This window comes from Pseudomonas citronellolis (assembly GCF_029335315.1).
Classification (GTDB): Bacteria; Pseudomonadota; Gammaproteobacteria; order Pseudomonadales; family Pseudomonadaceae; genus Pseudomonas; species Pseudomonas citronellolis_A.
This window is the reverse complement of the sequence record NZ_JARJLT010000172.1, coordinates 39,184-55,928: the sequence shown is the minus strand read 5'-3', so window position 1 is coordinate 55,928 and position 16,745 is coordinate 39,184. Positions and strand designations below refer to the sequence as shown.

Below are 16,745 nucleotides of genomic sequence, written 5' to 3'. Positions count from 1 at the left end.
CTCCCGGCGTACAAGTAAGGCAGCGGTTTCCCCGCTTACCGGCTTGCGCCAGGAGGTTTTCATGTCAATCCGTCCCGATGAAGCAGCGTGCGAAAATCCCGATGAACACTGGGTCGAAGCCCTGAACGATGGCAGCCATGTGCTGATCCGTCCCCTGCGTCCGGATGACCGCCAGCGGGAGGCCGATTTCATCGCACGGCTGTCGCCCGAGGCGCGGCATTTCCGCTTTCTCTGCACCCTGAAGGAAGCGACCCCATCCCTGCTCAACCAACTGATGGCGGTGGATTTCAAGGACAGCGTCGCCTATATCGCCCTGGTGCATGAAGACGGGGCGCTGGTCGAGGTTGGCGTCAGCCGCTATGCCCGGGGGCTCGATCCCCAGCAGTGCGAATGCGCGGTGACGGTGGCCGACGCCTGGCGCCATCGCGGGCTGGCGGTGGCCCTGATGCGACACCTGATCGAAACCGCCCGGCGCGAGGGATTTGGGCAGATGTATTCGGTAGACGCCGCGGCCAACAGCGCGATGCACGAGCTGGCGCGGTTCCTGGGCTTCAGCAGTCGCCAGGACCCGATGGACCCGACCCAGACCATCCATACCCTGCAACTGCAGCCGGCGTCGTAAGGCGCGGAGGCCCCATGCGCACGAAACTGCTCTGCACCAGCGATGGCCGTTGCTACGTACAACTCGACCAGTGGCGGGTTCCCTTCGCCGATGAGCGCCAGGCTCGCGAGTTCCTCGCGCGGCTCCGCGAGCGCCTGGCGGCGCCCCACCCGTTACCCAGGGACCTTCCCCTCACCGGCTGCGCCGAGCCGCAACGGCGGCGCGCCGGCTGAGCGCGCCTTCCGGGTCGCCGTCACGGCCTGCGGGCCGTGGGCCCGTCCCTGGGCGCCGATTCCACCCAGAGCGAACGAAGGTCGCAGATGACGCGTGACGGTTCGCCGATGGAAACCAGGCACACGCGATTTTCCCAGCGATCCCAGAGAAACACGTACTGGCTGTCACCACCGGCGGGCGTATAGCGCAGCCCCATCCAGGCGACGCAGGCGATCGCCCAGATGGAGAAGAACAGGAACAGGTACGCGACTATTTTCATGGCTCGGCCTCACGGGCGTACGGCCAGGATGCTGGAGTCGACGCGGTACAGCGCCTGTTCCGTGGTGCTGCCGATGATCTTGGCCAGCCCTGTGTGATAGAGCGTGCCCAGGACCACCACGTCGATGTGCTGCTGCGCGGCGAATTCGGCGATGACGCGCGTGGCCGGGCCCTTGATCCGGTGCTGGCAGGCCGGCTCCACGCCGAAATGCGCGGCGATGCGCTCCATGCGCTGGCGCGAGCGTCCCTCGGCCAGGTCGGCCAGTTCCGGGGTCCAGGCCACGGGGCTGGCGGCATAGGCCAGGAAACTCGCGCTCTCGTCGTAGGCCTGCAGCAGGTGCAGCTCGGCGTCGCATTGCTCCGCGAACTGCTGGGCCAGCCCGACGATCCGCTCGTTCAGGGCGTTCACCTCGGGGGCATCCTGGGACAGGTCGATCGCCGCCGCCACCTTGCGCGGCAGGGGATGCGTCGCGAGGCTGACCAGGTGCAGCGGTACCGGGCACTGGCGCAGCAGCTGCCAGTCCAGGGGGTGGACCAGTGCGCGGCGCAGGGCGGGCTCGTAGTGGGTGTCCTTGACCAGCAGATCGATGCGATGGGTGTTCACCAGGCGGATGATGTCGTCCAGCGGTTCCTCGCTCCAGATGGCTTCCGCGCTGGCGTCGATGCCGTGCCCGCGCAGCAGTTCGAGCTGGTCGTCGAGCCAGGAACGCTGGCGCTCCTGGATTTCATCGCGTACGCGTTGTCGCGTGTTGTAGTCGAGAAAACCCAGCCCGACCGGCAACCCGCCCAGCACCGCGATGTGCAGGCGGGCGCCGGACGAGCCGGCCAGGGCCTGGGCGCGGGCCATGGCGGGGGAATAATGCAGGTCGGGATCGCAGATCAGGAGCAGACGGGCATAGGCGTTCATGATGCCTCCGGCGCGGCGCGGGTGGACGTCCTGCACTGAGCCTGAGCCGCTCCGCCGCGGCGCACTTTGATGCCGATCAAATGCACTCGCGGAGGCGGTCCAGGCGCAGCACCGGCCCCGGCGACAGCGGCGTCGGCCCGGTGCCGGCGGCGGGCAGGCAGCGTTCGTCGCGCAACCAGATGCGGTACGCCGGAACGCCGTGCCACAGGCACATCCGCGCGGCGCGCTGGGCGAGCGCGGTCGGCGCGGCGCAATAGACCAGATCGGGCGGGGCGGCGTCCAGTTGGGCGCGCAGGCGTTCCAGCGGGCAGGTGTCGCGCCTCGTCGCGGCGAGCAAGCCCAGCGATTGCAGCCAGAGCCGGCAGTCCTCGGGAAGGCAGGCCTGACTCGCCGGATCGTGGACGAGGTCAAGGTGCACCCAGGGCATCCAGCAGGCGAATTCGTCGAGGGCCGCGGCCACCGCCAGGAGGCCGCCGTCGCAGGCGAACACCAGCAATCGCGAGGCGCCCAGCGGCAACGGCCAGCCCGCTCCGAACGGGCCGCGATAGCGCAGCCGCTGCCCCACGCCCGGCGACGGCCCCGGCTGGCTGCTGGCCACGATGAAGCGACGATCGCGCCCCGGCAGGCTCACATAGGTGAACGCCCGGGCGGGCTGCTCGTCGCTCTGGAGCAGGCAGTACTGCCCGGGAATGATCGCCGGGGCCTCGTCGCTCTCCAGCAATAGGCGCAGGCAGCGCGTGACGCCCGCCAGGGGCAGTTCCTCGAGTACCCGCACGCGGGAAACGCTCTGCCATTCCATGCCGCGCCTCCACGGCAAGCGCCGACGAAAAGCTTCGGCCATGGATCCAGGCTAAGAAGCGCAGCCACGGGCGTGTTGATCGCCGTCAACTTGCACTCGGGAAGAGGCGCGCCGGCCCTCGCAACGGCAGTTGATCGATATCAAGGCGGATGCTCGCGGCGGTCGCAGAATCGAATGGCCTCGCCAATGAGGCGACCTTCATCCTGCGGAGGAATTCATCATGTCCGAGCCCGCGAAAAAAGTCCCCGTCAGCGCCGTTCCAGGCCAGCCGGCCAAGGCCGGAGGGCAGGGCGCCAATCCCTTCCATCCCTGGCAACCCTTCGAGAGCCTGCGGCGGCAGATCGACAATCTCTTCGATGATTTCGGGCGCACCCCGTTGCGCCTGCCCTTCGGCCACAGCGCCCTGGACGTCGAGCCTTTCTGGCGTCGTGAGCCCTTCGGCCATGGCATGCCCGCGGTGGATGTCAGCGAGCAGGCCGACGCTTTCCGGATCAACGCCGAACTGCCCGGCATGGATGAAAAGGACATCGAGATCAAGCTGGCCAATGGCAACCTGATCATCAAGGGCGAGAAAAAGGAGGAAAAGGACGAGACGCGCAAGGAGTATCACGTCTGTGAACGGCGCTACGGCAGTTTCGAACGGGTGTTCCGAGTGCCCCGCGAAGTCGATCCGGACAAGATCCAGGCGCGGTTCAGCAAGGGCGTGCTGCAAGTGCAATTGCCCAAGCGCGCGGAAGCGGTCCATCCGGAGAAGGTGATTCCGGTCGAAGCCGCCAAGTGACACGGCGACGCGCGCTCCTCTTCGCCACGGAAGGCGGGGAGGGGCACCGCGCCGGCTGTCAGTGCAGCGTAGGGAAACGCTCTTTCAGCAGCGCCTGGGCCTGGTAGGCCAACTGGTCGAGCAGGCGGTCGCGTTTGTGCTCGGCTTCGCTCATGGCCTTGCGGCCGTTCTGTTTCAGCAGGTAGGCGTGGATCTGGCGGACTTCCTTGGACTGGTAGATCGGCGCCAGGTCCTGCACCGCCACCATGCCGTCGGAGCGATGGTCGCGGGTGTTCAGCAGCACCTGCGGCCCTTGCGCCGCCAGCACCCGGAAGCCCAGCGCCTCGAAGGTCGGCACCTTGCTCGCCGCGCAGGCCAGCTCGGCGTGCGGGCGCTGCTCGATCATGCGCTGCAGCAGGGCGCGGGCGATGCCGCGGCGGCGGTGGCTGGCCTGCACGGCCATATATGCCAGGGTGCAGGCCTCGGCGTCGTCCGGGCTCGGCAGGTACAGGGCGAAGCCCAGCACCCGGGACGGGTCTTCGTCGTCCAGGGCGAGGAGCAGCCGCGCGGGGCTTTGCGGCGAACCGTCCATGGCCTGCAGGTACAGGTGCACCTCGAAGCCGATCACGTACTGGTACAGCTGGTACAGCGGGTTGCTGGGCGTCAGCGGCACCGGGCTGAGGTCGCTGAAATAGTCCACCACCATCTGCAGCACCTGGCTCTTCAGGGATTCGGGGGGCGGGGTGTCCAGGGTGACGAGGGTGAACATCTGCGGCGGGCTCCGGGCGTGCCCGATCGGGGGATCGGCGCGGGCGCCATTGTAACGCCCATGGGCACCGAACGTTCGCACGGCCCCACCCGGCGACCGGGACGGGGGCCTGCGTGAAGGGGCGGGCGCCGGTGGCGGGCGATGCTCATGCCGCTGGCAGGCCGTGCTCCAGTTCGTCTTCCAGGCGTATGCCTTGCACACCGATTTCCGCCTCGAGGGCCAGCAGGTACTGGCGCAGCGCCTGGCGGGTGGCTTCTTCGCGCAGGTAGTGCCGCACCCGTTGCTCGACCTGCGCATAGGGCAGCGGCGTGCTTTCGTGGCGCTCGTCGACGGCGACCAGGTGCCAGCCATAGCGCGACGCCAATGGCCGCTCGTAGAGGCCGGTCGGCAGGCGCTGCAGGGCCTGGTCCAGTTCGCTGACGGTCTGCCCGGCGGCCAGCCAGCCGAGGTCGCCGCCCTGCTCGCGGGAGGGGCAGGCGGAATGGCGCTGGGCCAGTTCGTCGAAGCGCTCCGGGTGTTCCCGGAGTTCGTCCAGCAGGCGTTGCGCCAGGTGATAGTGGGCGTCGCGCGCCTTGGCGTCTTCCGGCGCCGCCGGCAGCAGGATGTGGCGGACCTTGACCCGGCCCGGCTCGCAGAAGCGTTCGCGGTGGGTGTCGAAGTAGCGGCGGCACGCGGCCGCGTCCGGTTCGGGGACGTTCAGTTCTTGCTCCAGCAGGGTCGCCAGTGTCTGGTCGGCGTCGGCGTCGCTTTGCATTCTCAGGCCGAGCATGGCCGCCCGTTGCGTCAGCAGCTCGCGTATGACCAGGGCGCGGGCGGCGTTGAGCTGCGCCTCGGCCAGCGACGAGGAGGGGTGGAACGGGGTTTCCCTGGCGATGTCCGCTTCGGTGAGCTGCGTATCGCCGATGCGGATCACCGGCAGCGGGGCGTCGGGCAGGTTCTCGACCGCGATCATGTCCATCTTCTCGCTCCTCAGCCGCGCCGGCGGACGATCTGGTAGTTGCGCCCGAAGTAGCCCAGCGGAATGCTCCACACGTGCACCAGGCGGGTGAAGGGGAACAGCAGGATGATGGTCAGGCCGATGAAGATGTGCAGCTTGAAGATCAGCGGCGCTTCCATCACGAAGCTGGCGGCGTTGCCGCGGAAGAACACGATGGCCTGCGCCCAGTCGGCCAGGGCCAGCATCATGCCGCCGTCCAGGTGGTGCAGCGAGGCGAAGATGGTGGTCAGGCCCAGGCATGCCTGCAGCAGGAGCAGGGCGATGATCAGGTTGTCCATCACGCTGGAGGAGGCGCGCACCCGTGGGTTGGTCAGCCGGCGCCAGAGCAGCATGGCGCCGCCGATCACGCAGAGCACCCCGGCGATGCCGCCGACGACGATGGCCATCAGTTGCTTGTGCCCGGCCGAGAGGAAGGGCGCGTAAACCCAGTGCGGGGTCAGCAGGCCGACCAGGTGGCCGCCGAAGATCGCCAGGATGCCGATGTGGAACAGGTTGCTCGCCAGGCGCATGTGCTTGCTGGAGAGCAGCTGGCTGGAGCCGGTCTTCCAGGTGTACTGGCCGTAGTCGTAGCGCATCAGGCTGCCGAGCAGGAACACGGCGCCGGCGAGGTAGGGGTAGATGCCGTAGATGAAGTTGAGCAGGTATTCCTCGAACATGATGGGCCTCCGTTCATTGGCCGGCTGAGGGCATGACCTGGATGACCTGGGGCAGCGCCTCGTACTTGCGCTCGGCCAGGCGCCGTCCTTCGGCCGATTGCAGGCTGCAGTCCTTGTCGGTCTCGGCGTTGAAGCGCACGGCTTCTTCTTCCCATACCGCGTCCAGTGCCTGGGGGGTGTTGTCCGGCTTTTCCTCTGCGACTACCGGGCGCTGTGCGTCGATGGCCTCGGTGGCGCCGATCAGCGCGAGCAGGGCGCGCGGCACCAGCGCGTAGCGAGTGTTGCGTTCCTCGAGTCGCGCGGTGAGCAGGGCGAGGATGTGCTGGATGTCGCCCAGCCACTGGCCGATCTCCCCGTGCTCGCGAGTGGACAGGTACTCCAGGAACAGCGGCAGGTAGTCGGGCAGCTCGCGGGCGTCGAGCTGGAAGCCCGCGGCCTCGTACTCGGCCAGCAGGTTGACCATGGCCTGGCCGCGGTCGCGGGATTCGCCGTGGACGTGCTCGAACAGCAGCAGCGAGGTGGCGCGGCCACGGTCGAACAGCTCGACATAGGCTTCCTCCAGGTCCAGCAGCGTGGCGCCGGCCAGTTCGCGGCACCACTGGGCGAGCTGTGCGCGCAGCGTCGCCGGCAGGCGTCCCTCGCCATCGAGAATGGCGATGGCCTCGGCGCTGGCGGCCTGCAGCTCGGCGGTTGGGTAGTCCAGCAGCCGCGCCAGCACGCGCAGGCTGAGCAGGCCCAGCTGCGGCCGGTCGTGGGGCTCGTAGTTACCCATGGCGGCTGTCCTCCAGCGGGTCGAAGGTCTCCACCGGCTTGACCAGCGTGGTGGTGTTCTTCCGCCCGCCGAACAGGCTGACCTGGTTGTTGCCGCCGCCGTTGCAGCCGTCGCCGAAGCTGAAGCCACAGCCGCTGCGCTCGGCATAGGCCTCGGGGATGTGCTCGCGGTGGCCGGTGGGGATGACGAAGCGGTCCTCGTAGTTGGCGATGGCCAGGTAGCGGTACATTTCCTCGACCTGGTTCTGGGTCAGGCCGACCTGCTCCAGCACCTCGGTGTTCAGCGTCTGGTCGACGTGCTTGGCGCGCATGTACACGCGCATCGCCATCAGCCGCTTGAGCGCCAGCACCACCGGCGCCTCTTCGCCGGCGGTGAGCATGTTGGCCAGGTAGCGTACCGGGATGCGCAGCGACTCCACTTTCGGCAGCACACCGTCGAACGCCACGTGCCCGGCCTCGGCGGCGGACTGGATGGGGGAGAGCGGCGGCACGTACCAGACCATCGGCAAGGTGCGGTACTCCGGGTGCAGCGGCAGGGCCAGCTGCCAGTCGATGGCCAGCTTGTACACCGGCGAGGCCTGGGCGGCGGCGATCACGTTGTCGGGCACGCCGTCCTTGCGGGCCTGGGCGATCACCTCCGGGTCGTGCGGGTCGAGGAAGATTTCGCATTGGCGGTGGTAGAGGTCGCGGTCGTCGGTGGAGGCGGCCACTTCCGCGATGCGGTCGGCGTCGTAGAGCAGCACGCCGAGGTAGCGGATGCGCCCCACGCAGGTTTCCGAGCAGACGGTGGGCTGGCCGGTCTCGATGCGCGGGTAGCAGAAGATGCACTTCTCCGACTTACCGCTTTTCCAGTTGTAGTAGATCTTCTTGTACGGGCAGCCGCTGATGCACATGCGCCAGCCGCGGCACTTGTCCTGGTCGATGAGGACGATGCCGTCCTCCTCGCGCTTGTAGATCGCGCCGCTCGGGCAGGAAGCCACGCACGCCGGGTTCAGGCAGTGCTCGCACAGGCGCGGCAGGTACATCATGAAGGTGTTTTCGAACTGCCCGTAGATGTCCGCCTGGACCTGGTCGAAGTTGATGTCCTTGCGCCGCTTGGCGAACTCGGTGCCCAGCAGTTCCTCCCAGTTCGGGCCCCACTCGATCTTGTCCATGCGCTGGCCGGATATCAGCGAGCGCGGCCGCGCCACCGGCTGGTGCTCACCCTGCTTGGCGGTGTGCAGGTGCTGGTAGTCGAAGGTGAAGGGCTCGTAGTAGTCGTCGATCTCCGGCAGGTCGGGGTTGGCGAAGATGTTCGCCAGCACTCGCCACTTGCCGCCGATGCGCGGGTTGATGGAGCCGTCGGCGTTGCGTACCCAGCCGCCGTTCCATTTCTTCTGGTTCTCCCACTCCTTGGGGTAGCCGATGCCGGGCTTGGTCTCGACGTTGTTGTACCAGGCGTACTCGATGCCTTCGCGGCTGGTCCAGACGTTCTTGCAGGTGACCGAGCAGGTGTGGCAGCCGATGCACTTGTCGAGGTTGAGGACCATGCCGACCTGGGAACGAATCTTCATTTCACGGCCTCCTGCTGATAGTCGTTGCCTTCGCCGTCCAGCCAGTCGATGTGGCGCATCTTGCGCACGATGACGAATTCGTCGCGGTTGGAACCCACGGTGCCGTAGTAGTTGAAGCCGTAGGAGAGCTGTGCGTAGCCGCCGATCATGTGGGTCGGCTTGGGGCAGACCCGGGTGACCGAGTTGTGGATGCCGCCGCGGGTGCCGGTCATCTCCGAGCCCGGGATGTTCAGGATGCGCTCCTGGGCGTGGTACATCATCGCCATGCCCGGCCGCACCCGCTGGCTCACCACCGCGCGGGCGGCGATGGCGCCGTTGGCGTTGTACAGCTCGATCCAGTCGTTGTCGGCCACGCCGATGGTCCGCGCGTCGTCCTCGGAGATCCACACGATGGGCCCGCCGCGCGACAGGGTCTGCATCAGCAGGTTGTCGCTGTAGGTGGAGTGGATGCCCCACTTCTGGTGCGGGGTCAGCCAGTTCAGGGCGATCTCCGGGTTGCCGTTGCTTTTCGGCGCGGCGACGCTGGCGGCGGCCTTGGTGTCGATGGGCGGCCGGTAGACCATCAGGCTCTCGCCGAAGGCGCGCATCCAGGGGTGGTCCTGGTAGAACTGCTGGCGGCCGGTGACGGTGCGCCAGGGAATCAGCTCATGCACGTTGGTGTAGCAGGCGTTGTAGCTCACGTGCTCGTCTTCCAGGCCCGACCAGGTGGGGCTGGAGATGATCTTGCGCGGCTGCGCGACCAGGTCGCGGAAGCGGATTTTCTCTTCTTCCTTGGGCCTGGCCAGGTGCGTGTGGTCGCGCCCGGTGATCTTCGACAGCGCCGCCCAGGCCTTCACCGCCACCTGGCCGTTGGTCTCCGGCGCCAGGGCGAGGATCATCTCGGCGGCGTCGATGGCCGAGGCGATCTTCGGCCGGCCTTCGGCGGAGCCATCGAGCTTGCGGTAGTTGAGCTTGCCGAGCAGGTCGACCTCGCTCTCGGTCTTCCAGGCGATGCCCTTGCCGCCGTTGCCGATGCTGTCCAGCAGCGGGCCGACGGAGCTGAAGCGCTCGTAGGTTTCCGGGTAATTGCGCTTGACCTCGATGAGCGAGGGCAGGGTCTTGCCGGGAATCGGCTCGCACTCGCCTTTCTTCCAGTCCAGCACCTGCGGCTGGGCCAGCTCGCCGGGGCTGTCGTGCTGCAGCGGCAGGGTGACCAGGTCGGTTTCCTCGCCCAGGTGGCCGACGCACAGACGCGAGAAGGCCTGGGCGATGCCGTCGTAGATCTGCCAGTCGCTGCGCGCTTCCCAGGCCGGGTCGGTGGCGGCGGTGAGCGGGTGGATGAAGGGGTGCATGTCGGACGTGTTGAGGTCGTCCTTCTCGTACCAGGTCGCAGTGGGCAGCACCACGTCCGAGTACAGGCAGGTGGTGGACATGCGGAAGTCCAGGGTCGTCAGCAGGTCGAGCTTGCCTTCGATGGGGTCATCCTTCCAGACGACTTCCTCAGGTTTCTGCTTGCCCGAATCGCCGAGGTCCTTGCCGAGCACGCCGTGCTTGGTGCCGAGCAAATACTTGAGCATGTACTCGTGGCCCTTGCCGGAGGAACCGAGCAGGTTGGAGCGCCAGACGAACAGGTTGCGCGGGTGGTTCTGCGGGTTGTCCGGGTCTTCGCTGGCGAACTTCAGCTGGCCGCTTTTCAGCTGCTCGACGGTGTAGTCCACCGTGCTCTTGCCGGCGGCCTGGGCGGCGGCGGCCAGGCGCAGCGGGTTGATCCCCAGCTGCGGCGCGGAGGGCAGCCAGCCCATGCGCTCGGCGCGCACGTTGAAGTCCACCAGGCTGCCGCTGAAGTCCTGCGGGCGGGCGAGTGGGGAGAGCAGTTCCTTCACTTCCAGCTTCTCGTAGCGCCACTGGCTGGAGTGGTTGTAGAAGAACGAGGTGCCGTTCATGTGCCGTGGCGGGCGGTGCCAGTCCAGTGCGAAGGCCAGCGGCGTCCAGCCGGTCTGCGGGCGCAGCTTCTCCTGGCCGACGTAGTGCGACCAGCCGCCACCGCTCTTGCCGATGCAACCGCAGAGGATGAGCATGTTGATCAGCCCGCGGTAGTTCATGTCCATGTGGTACCAGTGGTTCATCCCGGCGCCGACGATGATCATGGAACGGCCGTGGGTCTTGTCGGCGTTGTGGGCGAACTCGCGGGCGATGCGGATCATCTGCGCCGCCGGTACCCCGGTGATCGCTTCCTGCCACGCCGGGGTGTAGGGCTTGAGCTGGCCGTAGTCCTGGGCGCCGTCGTCCTCGCCGGAGCCGCCGGCCGTGGCTTTCAGGCCGCGGTCGATGCCGTAGTTGGCGGCGGTCAGGTCGAACACCGTGGCCGCCAGCACGTCGCGGCCATCGGCCAGTTTCAGGCGCTTGGCCGGCACGTGGTGGTAGATGACGTCGCGCAGCGGCACGTTGGGGAAGTGCTTGCGCTCGATGCCGCCGAAGTAGGGGAAGGCGACCCGCGCCACGTCGTCGTGGTGCCCGAGTTGCGACAGGCGCAGGCTGACTTCCTGGCCGTCGGCGTCCACCGGCTCCAGGTTCCAGTGCCCGTCCTCGCCCCAGCGGAAGCCGATGGAGCCGCGCGGCACCACCAGGCGCTCGCCGGTCTCGTCCCAGGCGACGGTTTTCCACTCGGGGTTGTTGGCCTGGGCGAGGTTGCCGGCGAAGTCGCTGGCGCGCAGCTGCTTGCCCGGTACCAGGCTGCCATCCTCGCGCGGCTCCAGTTCCACGAGAATCGGCATGTCGGTGTAGCGGCGGATGTAGTCGGTGAAGTAGGCGCTGGGCTGCTCCAGGTGGAATTCCTTGAAGATCACGTGGCCCATGGCGATGGCCAGCGCGGAATCGGTGCCCTGCTTGGCGCTCATCCACTCGTCGCAGAGCTTGGCGATTTCCGCGTAGTCGGGGGTGATGGCGATGGTCTTGGTGCCCTTGTAGCGCACCTCGGTGAAGAAGTGCGCGTCGGGGGTGCGGGTCTGCGGGACGTTGGAGCCCCAGGCGATGATGTAGCCGGAGTTGTACCAGTCGGCGGATTCCGGCACGTCGGTCTGCTCACCCCATACCTGGGGCGAGGCGGGCGGCAGGTCGCAGTACCAGTCGTAGAAGCTCAGGCACACCCCGCCGATCAGCGACAGGTAGCGGGTGCCCGAGGCGTAGGAGACCATCGACATCGCCGGGATCGGCGAGAAGCCGGCGACGCGGTCCGGGCCGTAGGTCTTCACGGTGTAGACGTTGGCGGCGGCGACCAGGGTCTGCATCTCGTCCCAGTCGGCGCGCACGAAGCCGCCACGGCCACGGATGGACTTGTACTGCTTCGCCTTCTGCGGGTCCTCGACGATGCTCGCCCAGGCCAGTACCGGGTCCTTGTGGGTGGCCAGCGCCTCGCGCCAGAGCTGCACCAGCGCCTTGCGCACCATCGGGTACTTCAGCCGGTTGGCGCTGTACAGGTACCAGGAATAGCTGGCGCCGCGCGGGCAGCCACGGGGTTCGTGGTTGGGCAGGTCGGGGCGGGTGCGCGGGTAGTCGGTCTGCTGGGTTTCCCAGGTCACCAGGCCGTTCTTCACGTAGATCTTCCAGCTGCACGAGCCGGTGCAGTTCACCCCGTGGGTGGAGCGGGCGATCTTGTCGAACTGCCAGCGCTGGCGGTAGCCGTCTTCCCAGTCGCGGCTCTCGTCGCGGGTTTCGCCGTGGCCGTCGGCGAACTCCGGTGGGCGTTTGACCAGGTAGCGCAGGCGGTCGATGAAGAAGCTCATGTCTCTCCTCCTTGTCTGGGCGCGCCGCCGGCTTTAGCAGCGCACCTCGGCATTGCCACGGGTGTAGTAGAACCAGGTCAGCGCGATACACAGCCCGTAGAACACGATGAACCCGTAGAGCGCCCACTCGGGGCCTCCAGTGAGGTCGAACGAACTGCCGAACGATTTCGGGATGAAGAAGCCGCCGTAGGCCGCTACCGCCGAGATGAAGCCCACCGCGGCGGCGGACTCCTTCTCGCTCTGCAGGCCCTGCTGCTCGGCGGGCAGGTCGGGGAACAGGCGCGGCGTCTGGATGCGGAAGATCGCCGGGATCATCTGCGTGGTGCTGGCGTTGCCCACCCCGGAGAAGAAGAACAGCAGCAGGAACATCGCCAGGAAGCCCCAGAAGGCGCCCGGCTGGTCCTTGCCGGCGATGAAGAACAGCACGCCGAATACGCAGCCGGCCATGGCGACGAACACCCAGAGGCTGATCCGCCCGCCGCCGAAGCGGTCCGCCAGGCCACCGGTGAAGGCGCGGGCCAGCGCGCCGATCAGCGGCCCGAGGAAGGCGAACTTGAGCACGTCGACACCGGGGAACAGGTGCCCGGCCAGCAGCGGGAAGCCGGCGGAGAAACCGATGAAGCTGCCGAAGGTGCCGGTGTAGAGCACGCTCATCAGCCAGGTGTGCTTGCGCTTGAAGATCGCCATCTGGTCGGCGAAGGACGACTTGGCGCTGGCGATATCGTTCATGCCGAACCAGGCCGCCACGGTGGCGAGGATGATGAAAGGCACCCAGATGAAGCCGGCGTTCTGCAGCCACAGCGGGGTGCCGGCGGCGGTCATCTGCGGCTCGCCGCCCAGGCTGCCGAACACCGCCAGGGTGATGCACAGCGGCACGGCGAACTGCATGACGCTCACGCCCAGGTTGCCCAGGCCGGCGTTCAGGCCCATCGCCGAGCCTTTTTCCTGTTTGGGGAAGAAGAACGAGATGTTCGCCATGCTCGAGGAGAAGTTGCCGCCGCCCAGGCCGCAGAGCAGGGCGAGGATCAACATCACCAGGTACGAGGTGTTGGGGTTCTGCACGGCAAAGCCGATCCACAGCGCCGGCAGCAGCAGCGAGGCGGTGGACAGCGCGGTCCAGCGCCGGCCGCCGAAGATCGGCACCATGAAGCTGTAGAAGATGCGCAGCGTGGCACCGGACAGGCCGGGCAGGGCGGCCAGCCAGAACAGCTGGTTGGCGCTGTACTCGAAACCGGCCAGCGGCAGCTTGGCCACCACCACCGACCAGACCATCCAGATGGCGAACGCCAACAGCAGGCAGGGAATCGAGATCCACAGGTTGCGCGTGGCGATGCGTTTGCCCTTGGCCTCCCAGAACGCCGGGTCCTGCGGATGCCAATCCTGCAGCACGAAGCTGCTGGGGGTGGAAAGCTCCGGCAGGTCCCGGGAGGGGGTGCTCTGGGTCCATTCCACGCGCTCGGCCATGCGGATCGCGTAGTGCATCCAGGCCAGGGCGCCGGCGGCGATCAGGAACAGCAGCATGAAGCAGCTCTGCCAGATGCCGACCACGTCGTTGAGCATCCCAAAGGTCAGCGGCAGCAGGAAACCGCCCAGGCCGCCCATCATCCCCACCAGGCCGCCGACCACGCCGACGTGCTGCGGGTAGTAGGTGGGGATGTGCTTGAACACCGCCGCCTTGCCCAGGGACATGAAGAAGCCCAGCACGATGATGATCGCGGCGAAGCCGACCAGCCCCAGGTGCATGGCGAATTCCACCTCGCCGCGCACACCGGTGACGATGTAGCGGGTGGGGGGATAGCTGAGCAGGAAGGTGCAGATCACCGACAGGCTGAGAGTCCAGTACATCACCCGGCGCGCGCCGTAGCGGTCCGACAGCCAGCCGCCGAGGATGCGGAACAGCGAGGCCGGCACCGTGTACAGCGCGGCGATGAAACCGGCGGCGGCCAGGCCCAGGCCATACACCTCCATCAGGTAGTGCGGCAGCCACAGGGCGAGGGCGACGAAGGCGCCGAAGACGAAGAAGTAGTACAGCGAGAAGCGCCACACGCGTAGCTCGGCCAGCGGCGCCAGTTGTTCGGCCAGCGGGATGGCCTTGGCCTGGCGGGTGGCGGCCTGCGGGTCGGTCTTGGCCAGCAGGATGAAGCCGATGCCCATCGCGCCGAGCACCGACGCGTACACCAGGGCGGCGCCGCGCCAGCCCAGGGCGAGCATCAGCAACGGCGCGGCGAGGTTGGTCAGGCCGGCGCCAACGTTGCCGGCGCCGAAGATGCCCAGCGCGGTGCCCTGGCGCCCCGGCTCGAACCAGGTGGCGGTGTAGGCGGTGCCGACGATGAAACCGCCGCCGGCCAGGCCCACGCCCAGCGCCGCGACCAGCAGCATCGGGAAGCTGTTGGCGAAGGTCAGCAGGTACACGCACACCGCGGAGGCCAGCATCAGGATGCCGAATACCCAGCGGCCGCCGTAGCGGTCGGTCCACAGGCCGAGGAAGATGCGTGAGATCGAGCCGGTCAGCACCGGCGTCGCCATCAGCAGGCCGAGCTGGGTGTCGGTCAGGCCGAATTCGGTCTTTATCTGCAGGCCGAGGATGGAGAACAGCGTCCAGACGGCAAAGCACAGCGTGAACGCCAGGGTCGACAGACCCAGGGCCCGGTACTGGTCCCGCGCGGGGATGGTCGAATTCATGAGCACGCTTTCCTGTAGGTGCGTCACGCGACTCTTGTTTCACCAGCCAGGTGTTACTTCCGCATCGACGATGCACTCCTTGGAAGGGGGGGCACTGGGCTGATCACGGTTGGGGTTGCGCTATCTCGTTATGTCGAAAGAGGCTAGACGGGAGACCGGCGAACCGCCAATTCCGTTTGGCGGCGGATCGGCAATCGGGCGCGAACGGTCAGCCGGGGGGCGAAGGCCACTGGCGAACACGCTGTCGCCAAGGGAGAAAGTCGTCAGGTTGGCGTGCCGTGGACGGCTGCGCCCGAAGAGCACCGGCCACTGTTCAATTCAGGACAGACCCGCCGGGCGGCGATGACCACGCCCATGTCGAGGGTGCTCCCACAGCACGCGGCTCACCCGCTGCAGGGTAGTCGGGCGACGCAGCGAGCGAGAACTGGCCGGGACGTTGCCGTCGCTGGGGTGGAAAGAAGAGGAGAGATCGCACCTGGTGTCAGCGAGCAGCATGAGAAAAAGAGGACACCCATTAGCCGGCCTGACGTCAAGACCCAAAGCCCACACGTCCCGCTTTTCTCTAGCGGAATGATCTGCACTTCCAACCCGGCCGACGGAACCGTCCGTACCCGTTTCCTCGTGTATGGCTACGACCGCGTCGTGCCAGTCACCCATCAGGTTCAAGTGGCGAAGCGTACGCCCTGCCACCCTGGCGCCGGAGCGCCCCAGAGAAACGTTGGTGCCGCCTTGATGTCCAGGGGGGGGCGCACAGAGCGCTGGCTCGCATCAAGACGCACGCGTCCAGTCTCACTGGGCTCATCTGGCGGACGACCCGGTTACCGCCACTCAGGCGGTGAGAGCAGACCTCCACTCAGATTTATGGGCTCTCGGCCCAGTCCCTTTGCGAGCGGATCTGTTCTCACCTTGACCATCACTCAGACGAAGCAGCGCTTGGCATCGAAGGGTTTGTGCGCCTTGAGGATGTGATAACTCGCGCGCGCCAACTTGTGCGCCAGCGCCTTGGTCGCTACCACGTTATTGGTTTTGGAGCGTTTCTTCTCGAAGAAGCGCTTGGCCTCCGTACTGAAGCGCCGTGCATAGTTCGCCGCCTCGATAAGGGCCCAGATCAGGTAGGCGTTGCCATTCTTGCTATTGCCTTCGCCCTTCTTCTTGCCATTCGAATAATGGGCGCTGGCCACGCAGCGGGCATAGGAGGCGAACGTGCCGGCATAGGCAAAACGCTCGATATCTCCCGTCTCGAGCATGATAACCGTGGCTAGCACTTCGCCAATACCCGGCATCGATTTCAACAGAGCGAACTCCTCCCGCAATTGGCTACGTTGCAGCAGATACCGCTCCAGAGCGTCAATTTGCACATTGAGCGTTTCGATGACCGCCACATTGGCCTTTATCGCCAAAGCGACCTCGGTTGGCAGGCTCAGCCGGTCAACCAAGGTCGCTGAAAGCTGTTTGATCAACGTGCCGCTGAACTGCTGTCCCGACTGGCGAGCCAGAATGTTCTCCACCGCCAGGACATGTTGCGTGCGGCTGCGCACCAACTGCATGCGTTTGCGTGCCAGATCCCGTAGCGCACGCTGCTACGGTAGATGGATGTAGCCGGTCGGCAGAATCCCCAGGCGCAGCAAGTGCGCCAGGAAGGCGGCATCGTCCTTGTCGTCGGAGTGCTTCAGACTGTCATAACGCTTCATGGCCACGGTGTTGGCCAGCTTTACCGGATAACCCGCCGCCATGAGCCCATTCACCAGCCAATACCCGTTGTAGGTCGACTCGACCACCACGCCGGCCAACTCGTCCCGATAGGGCGCCAGCACGTGAAGGATCTTCGCCCGTTCATTGGGGCAGCGCCGGCTGACCATGACCTGGTCCCCTTCGTCGGTAACCACTACGACACTGTTGTTCGAATGCAGATCGATGCCACAGAATTTCATCACGGCCTCCTCCTCGCAAAAGACAATGTTCGCACCTTGAATTTTGCGCCACCTCCACGAGGTGGG

At 66.7% G+C, this 16,745-nt stretch carries 15 protein-coding genes; 3 read left to right on the top strand and 12 right to left on the bottom strand.

Annotation, left to right across the window (positions count from 1 at the left end):
* Window positions 1–61: 61 nt before the first annotated feature.
* Window positions 62–622 carry a GNAT family N-acetyltransferase gene (locus P3W75_RS13695; protein ID WP_276227898.1) on the top strand — a complete coding sequence of 187 codons (561 nt, stop codon included), beginning with the start codon at window positions 62–64 and terminating at the stop codon, window positions 620–622.
* A 14-nt stretch (window positions 623–636) separates the two neighbouring features.
* Window positions 637–834, top strand: a complete 198-nt coding sequence (locus P3W75_RS13690; RefSeq protein ID WP_276227897.1) for a hypothetical protein — start codon at window positions 637–639, stop codon at window positions 832–834.
* Between the two features lie 20 nt (window positions 835–854).
* Here P3W75_RS13690 and P3W75_RS13685 read toward each other — a convergent pair whose 3' ends face one another.
* The 3 genes from P3W75_RS13685 to P3W75_RS13675 all read right to left on the bottom strand — a co-directional run bounded on the left by P3W75_RS13685 (window position 855) and on the right by P3W75_RS13675 (window position 2,799).
* Window positions 855–1,094, bottom strand: coding sequence for a hypothetical protein (locus P3W75_RS13685; protein ID WP_276227896.1), 240 nt, complete (start codon window positions 1,092–1,094; stop codon window positions 855–857).
* A 9-nt stretch (window positions 1,095–1,103) separates the two neighbouring features.
* Window positions 1,104–2,000 carry a universal stress protein gene (locus tag P3W75_RS13680; protein ID WP_276227895.1) on the bottom strand — a complete coding sequence of 299 codons (897 nt, stop codon included), beginning with the start codon at window positions 1,998–2,000 and terminating at the stop codon, window positions 1,104–1,106.
* Window positions 2,001–2,076: 76 nt separating this feature from the next.
* Window positions 2,077–2,799: a hypothetical protein gene (locus P3W75_RS13675; protein ID WP_276227894.1), complete on the bottom strand. Its 723-nt coding sequence runs from the start codon at window positions 2,797–2,799 to the stop codon at window positions 2,077–2,079.
* A gap of 220 nt (window positions 2,800–3,019) precedes the next feature.
* Between P3W75_RS13675 and P3W75_RS13670 the strand changes: the two genes are divergently transcribed.
* Window positions 3,020–3,580: an Hsp20/alpha crystallin family protein gene (locus P3W75_RS13670; protein ID WP_276227893.1), complete on the top strand. Its 561-nt coding sequence runs from the start codon at window positions 3,020–3,022 to the stop codon at window positions 3,578–3,580.
* Between the two features lie 58 nt (window positions 3,581–3,638).
* On the opposite strand, the gene P3W75_RS13665 is transcribed toward P3W75_RS13670, so the two are convergent.
* The 9 genes from P3W75_RS13665 to P3W75_RS13625 form a co-directional block, all read right to left on the bottom strand.
* Window positions 3,639–4,328, bottom strand: a complete 690-nt coding sequence (locus tag P3W75_RS13665; RefSeq protein ID WP_276227892.1) for a GNAT family N-acetyltransferase — start codon at window positions 4,326–4,328, stop codon at window positions 3,639–3,641.
* A 145-nt stretch (window positions 4,329–4,473) separates the two neighbouring features.
* Window positions 4,474–5,286, bottom strand: coding sequence for a peptidylprolyl isomerase (locus tag P3W75_RS13660; protein ID WP_276227891.1), 813 nt, complete (start codon window positions 5,284–5,286; stop codon window positions 4,474–4,476).
* 11 nt (window positions 5,287–5,297) lie between these two features.
* Window positions 5,298–5,981: a respiratory nitrate reductase subunit gamma gene (narI, locus tag P3W75_RS13655; RefSeq protein ID WP_276227890.1), complete on the bottom strand. Its 684-nt coding sequence runs from the start codon at window positions 5,979–5,981 to the stop codon at window positions 5,298–5,300.
* Window positions 5,982–5,994: 13 nt separating this feature from the next.
* Complete coding sequence (narJ, locus tag P3W75_RS13650; protein WP_276227889.1) at window positions 5,995–6,753, bottom strand: nitrate reductase molybdenum cofactor assembly chaperone; 759 nt, start codon at window positions 6,751–6,753, stop codon at window positions 5,995–5,997.
* Complete coding sequence (narH, locus tag P3W75_RS13645) at window positions 6,746–8,305, bottom strand: nitrate reductase subunit beta (RefSeq protein WP_276227888.1); 1,560 nt, start codon at window positions 8,303–8,305, stop codon at window positions 6,746–6,748. Before narH ends, narJ begins: the two co-directional genes overlap by 8 nt.
* Window positions 8,302–12,066: a nitrate reductase subunit alpha gene (locus P3W75_RS13640; protein WP_276227887.1), complete on the bottom strand. Its 3,765-nt coding sequence runs from the start codon at window positions 12,064–12,066 to the stop codon at window positions 8,302–8,304. Before P3W75_RS13640 ends, narH begins: the two co-directional genes overlap by 4 nt.
* Window positions 12,067–12,099: 33 nt before the next feature.
* Entirely contained in the window at window positions 12,100–14,748 is a 2,649-nt protein-coding gene (locus P3W75_RS13635; RefSeq protein WP_276227886.1) for a nitrate/nitrite transporter, read from the bottom strand.
* 917 nt (window positions 14,749–15,665) lie between these two features.
* Complete coding sequence (locus P3W75_RS13630; RefSeq protein ID WP_276227885.1) at window positions 15,666–16,295, bottom strand: transposase; 630 nt, start codon at window positions 16,293–16,295, stop codon at window positions 15,666–15,668.
* Between the two features lie 33 nt (window positions 16,296–16,328).
* Window positions 16,329–16,679: an IS110 family transposase gene (locus P3W75_RS13625; protein ID WP_276227924.1), complete on the bottom strand. Its 351-nt coding sequence runs from the start codon at window positions 16,677–16,679 to the stop codon at window positions 16,329–16,331.
* Window positions 16,680–16,745 lie beyond the last annotated feature (66 nt).

Coding starts and splice junctions, on each gene's coding strand:
- P3W75_RS13695 (WP_276227898.1), top strand. CDS start 62: ATGTCAATCCGTCCCGATGAAGCAGCGTGCGAAAATCCCGATGAACAC.
- P3W75_RS13690 (WP_276227897.1), top strand. CDS start 637: ATGCGCACGAAACTGCTCTGCACCAGCGATGGCCGTTGCTACGTACAA.
- P3W75_RS13685 (WP_276227896.1), bottom strand. CDS start 1,094: ATGAAAATAGTCGCGTACCTGTTCCTGTTCTTCTCCATCTGGGCGATC.
- P3W75_RS13680 (WP_276227895.1), bottom strand. CDS start 2,000: ATGAACGCCTATGCCCGTCTGCTCCTGATCTGCGATCCCGACCTGCAT.
- P3W75_RS13675 (WP_276227894.1), bottom strand. CDS start 2,799: ATGGAATGGCAGAGCGTTTCCCGCGTGCGGGTACTCGAGGAACTGCCC.
- P3W75_RS13670 (WP_276227893.1), top strand. CDS start 3,020: ATGTCCGAGCCCGCGAAAAAAGTCCCCGTCAGCGCCGTTCCAGGCCAG.
- P3W75_RS13665 (WP_276227892.1), bottom strand. CDS start 4,328: ATGTTCACCCTCGTCACCCTGGACACCCCGCCCCCCGAATCCCTGAAG.
- P3W75_RS13660 (WP_276227891.1), bottom strand. CDS start 5,286: ATGGACATGATCGCGGTCGAGAACCTGCCCGACGCCCCGCTGCCGGTG.
- narI (WP_276227890.1), bottom strand. CDS start 5,981: ATGTTCGAGGAATACCTGCTCAACTTCATCTACGGCATCTACCCCTAC.
- narJ (WP_276227889.1), bottom strand. CDS start 6,753: ATGGGTAACTACGAGCCCCACGACCGGCCGCAGCTGGGCCTGCTCAGC.
- narH (WP_276227888.1), bottom strand. CDS start 8,305: ATGAAGATTCGTTCCCAGGTCGGCATGGTCCTCAACCTCGACAAGTGC.
- P3W75_RS13640 (WP_276227887.1), bottom strand. CDS start 12,066: ATGAGCTTCTTCATCGACCGCCTGCGCTACCTGGTCAAACGCCCACCG.
- P3W75_RS13635 (WP_276227886.1), bottom strand. CDS start 14,748: ATGAATTCGACCATCCCCGCGCGGGACCAGTACCGGGCCCTGGGTCTG.
- P3W75_RS13630 (WP_276227885.1), bottom strand. CDS start 16,295: ATGCAGTTGGTGCGCAGCCGCACGCAACATGTCCTGGCGGTGGAGAAC.
- P3W75_RS13625 (WP_276227924.1), bottom strand. CDS start 16,679: ATGAAATTCTGTGGCATCGATCTGCATTCGAACAACAGTGTCGTAGTG.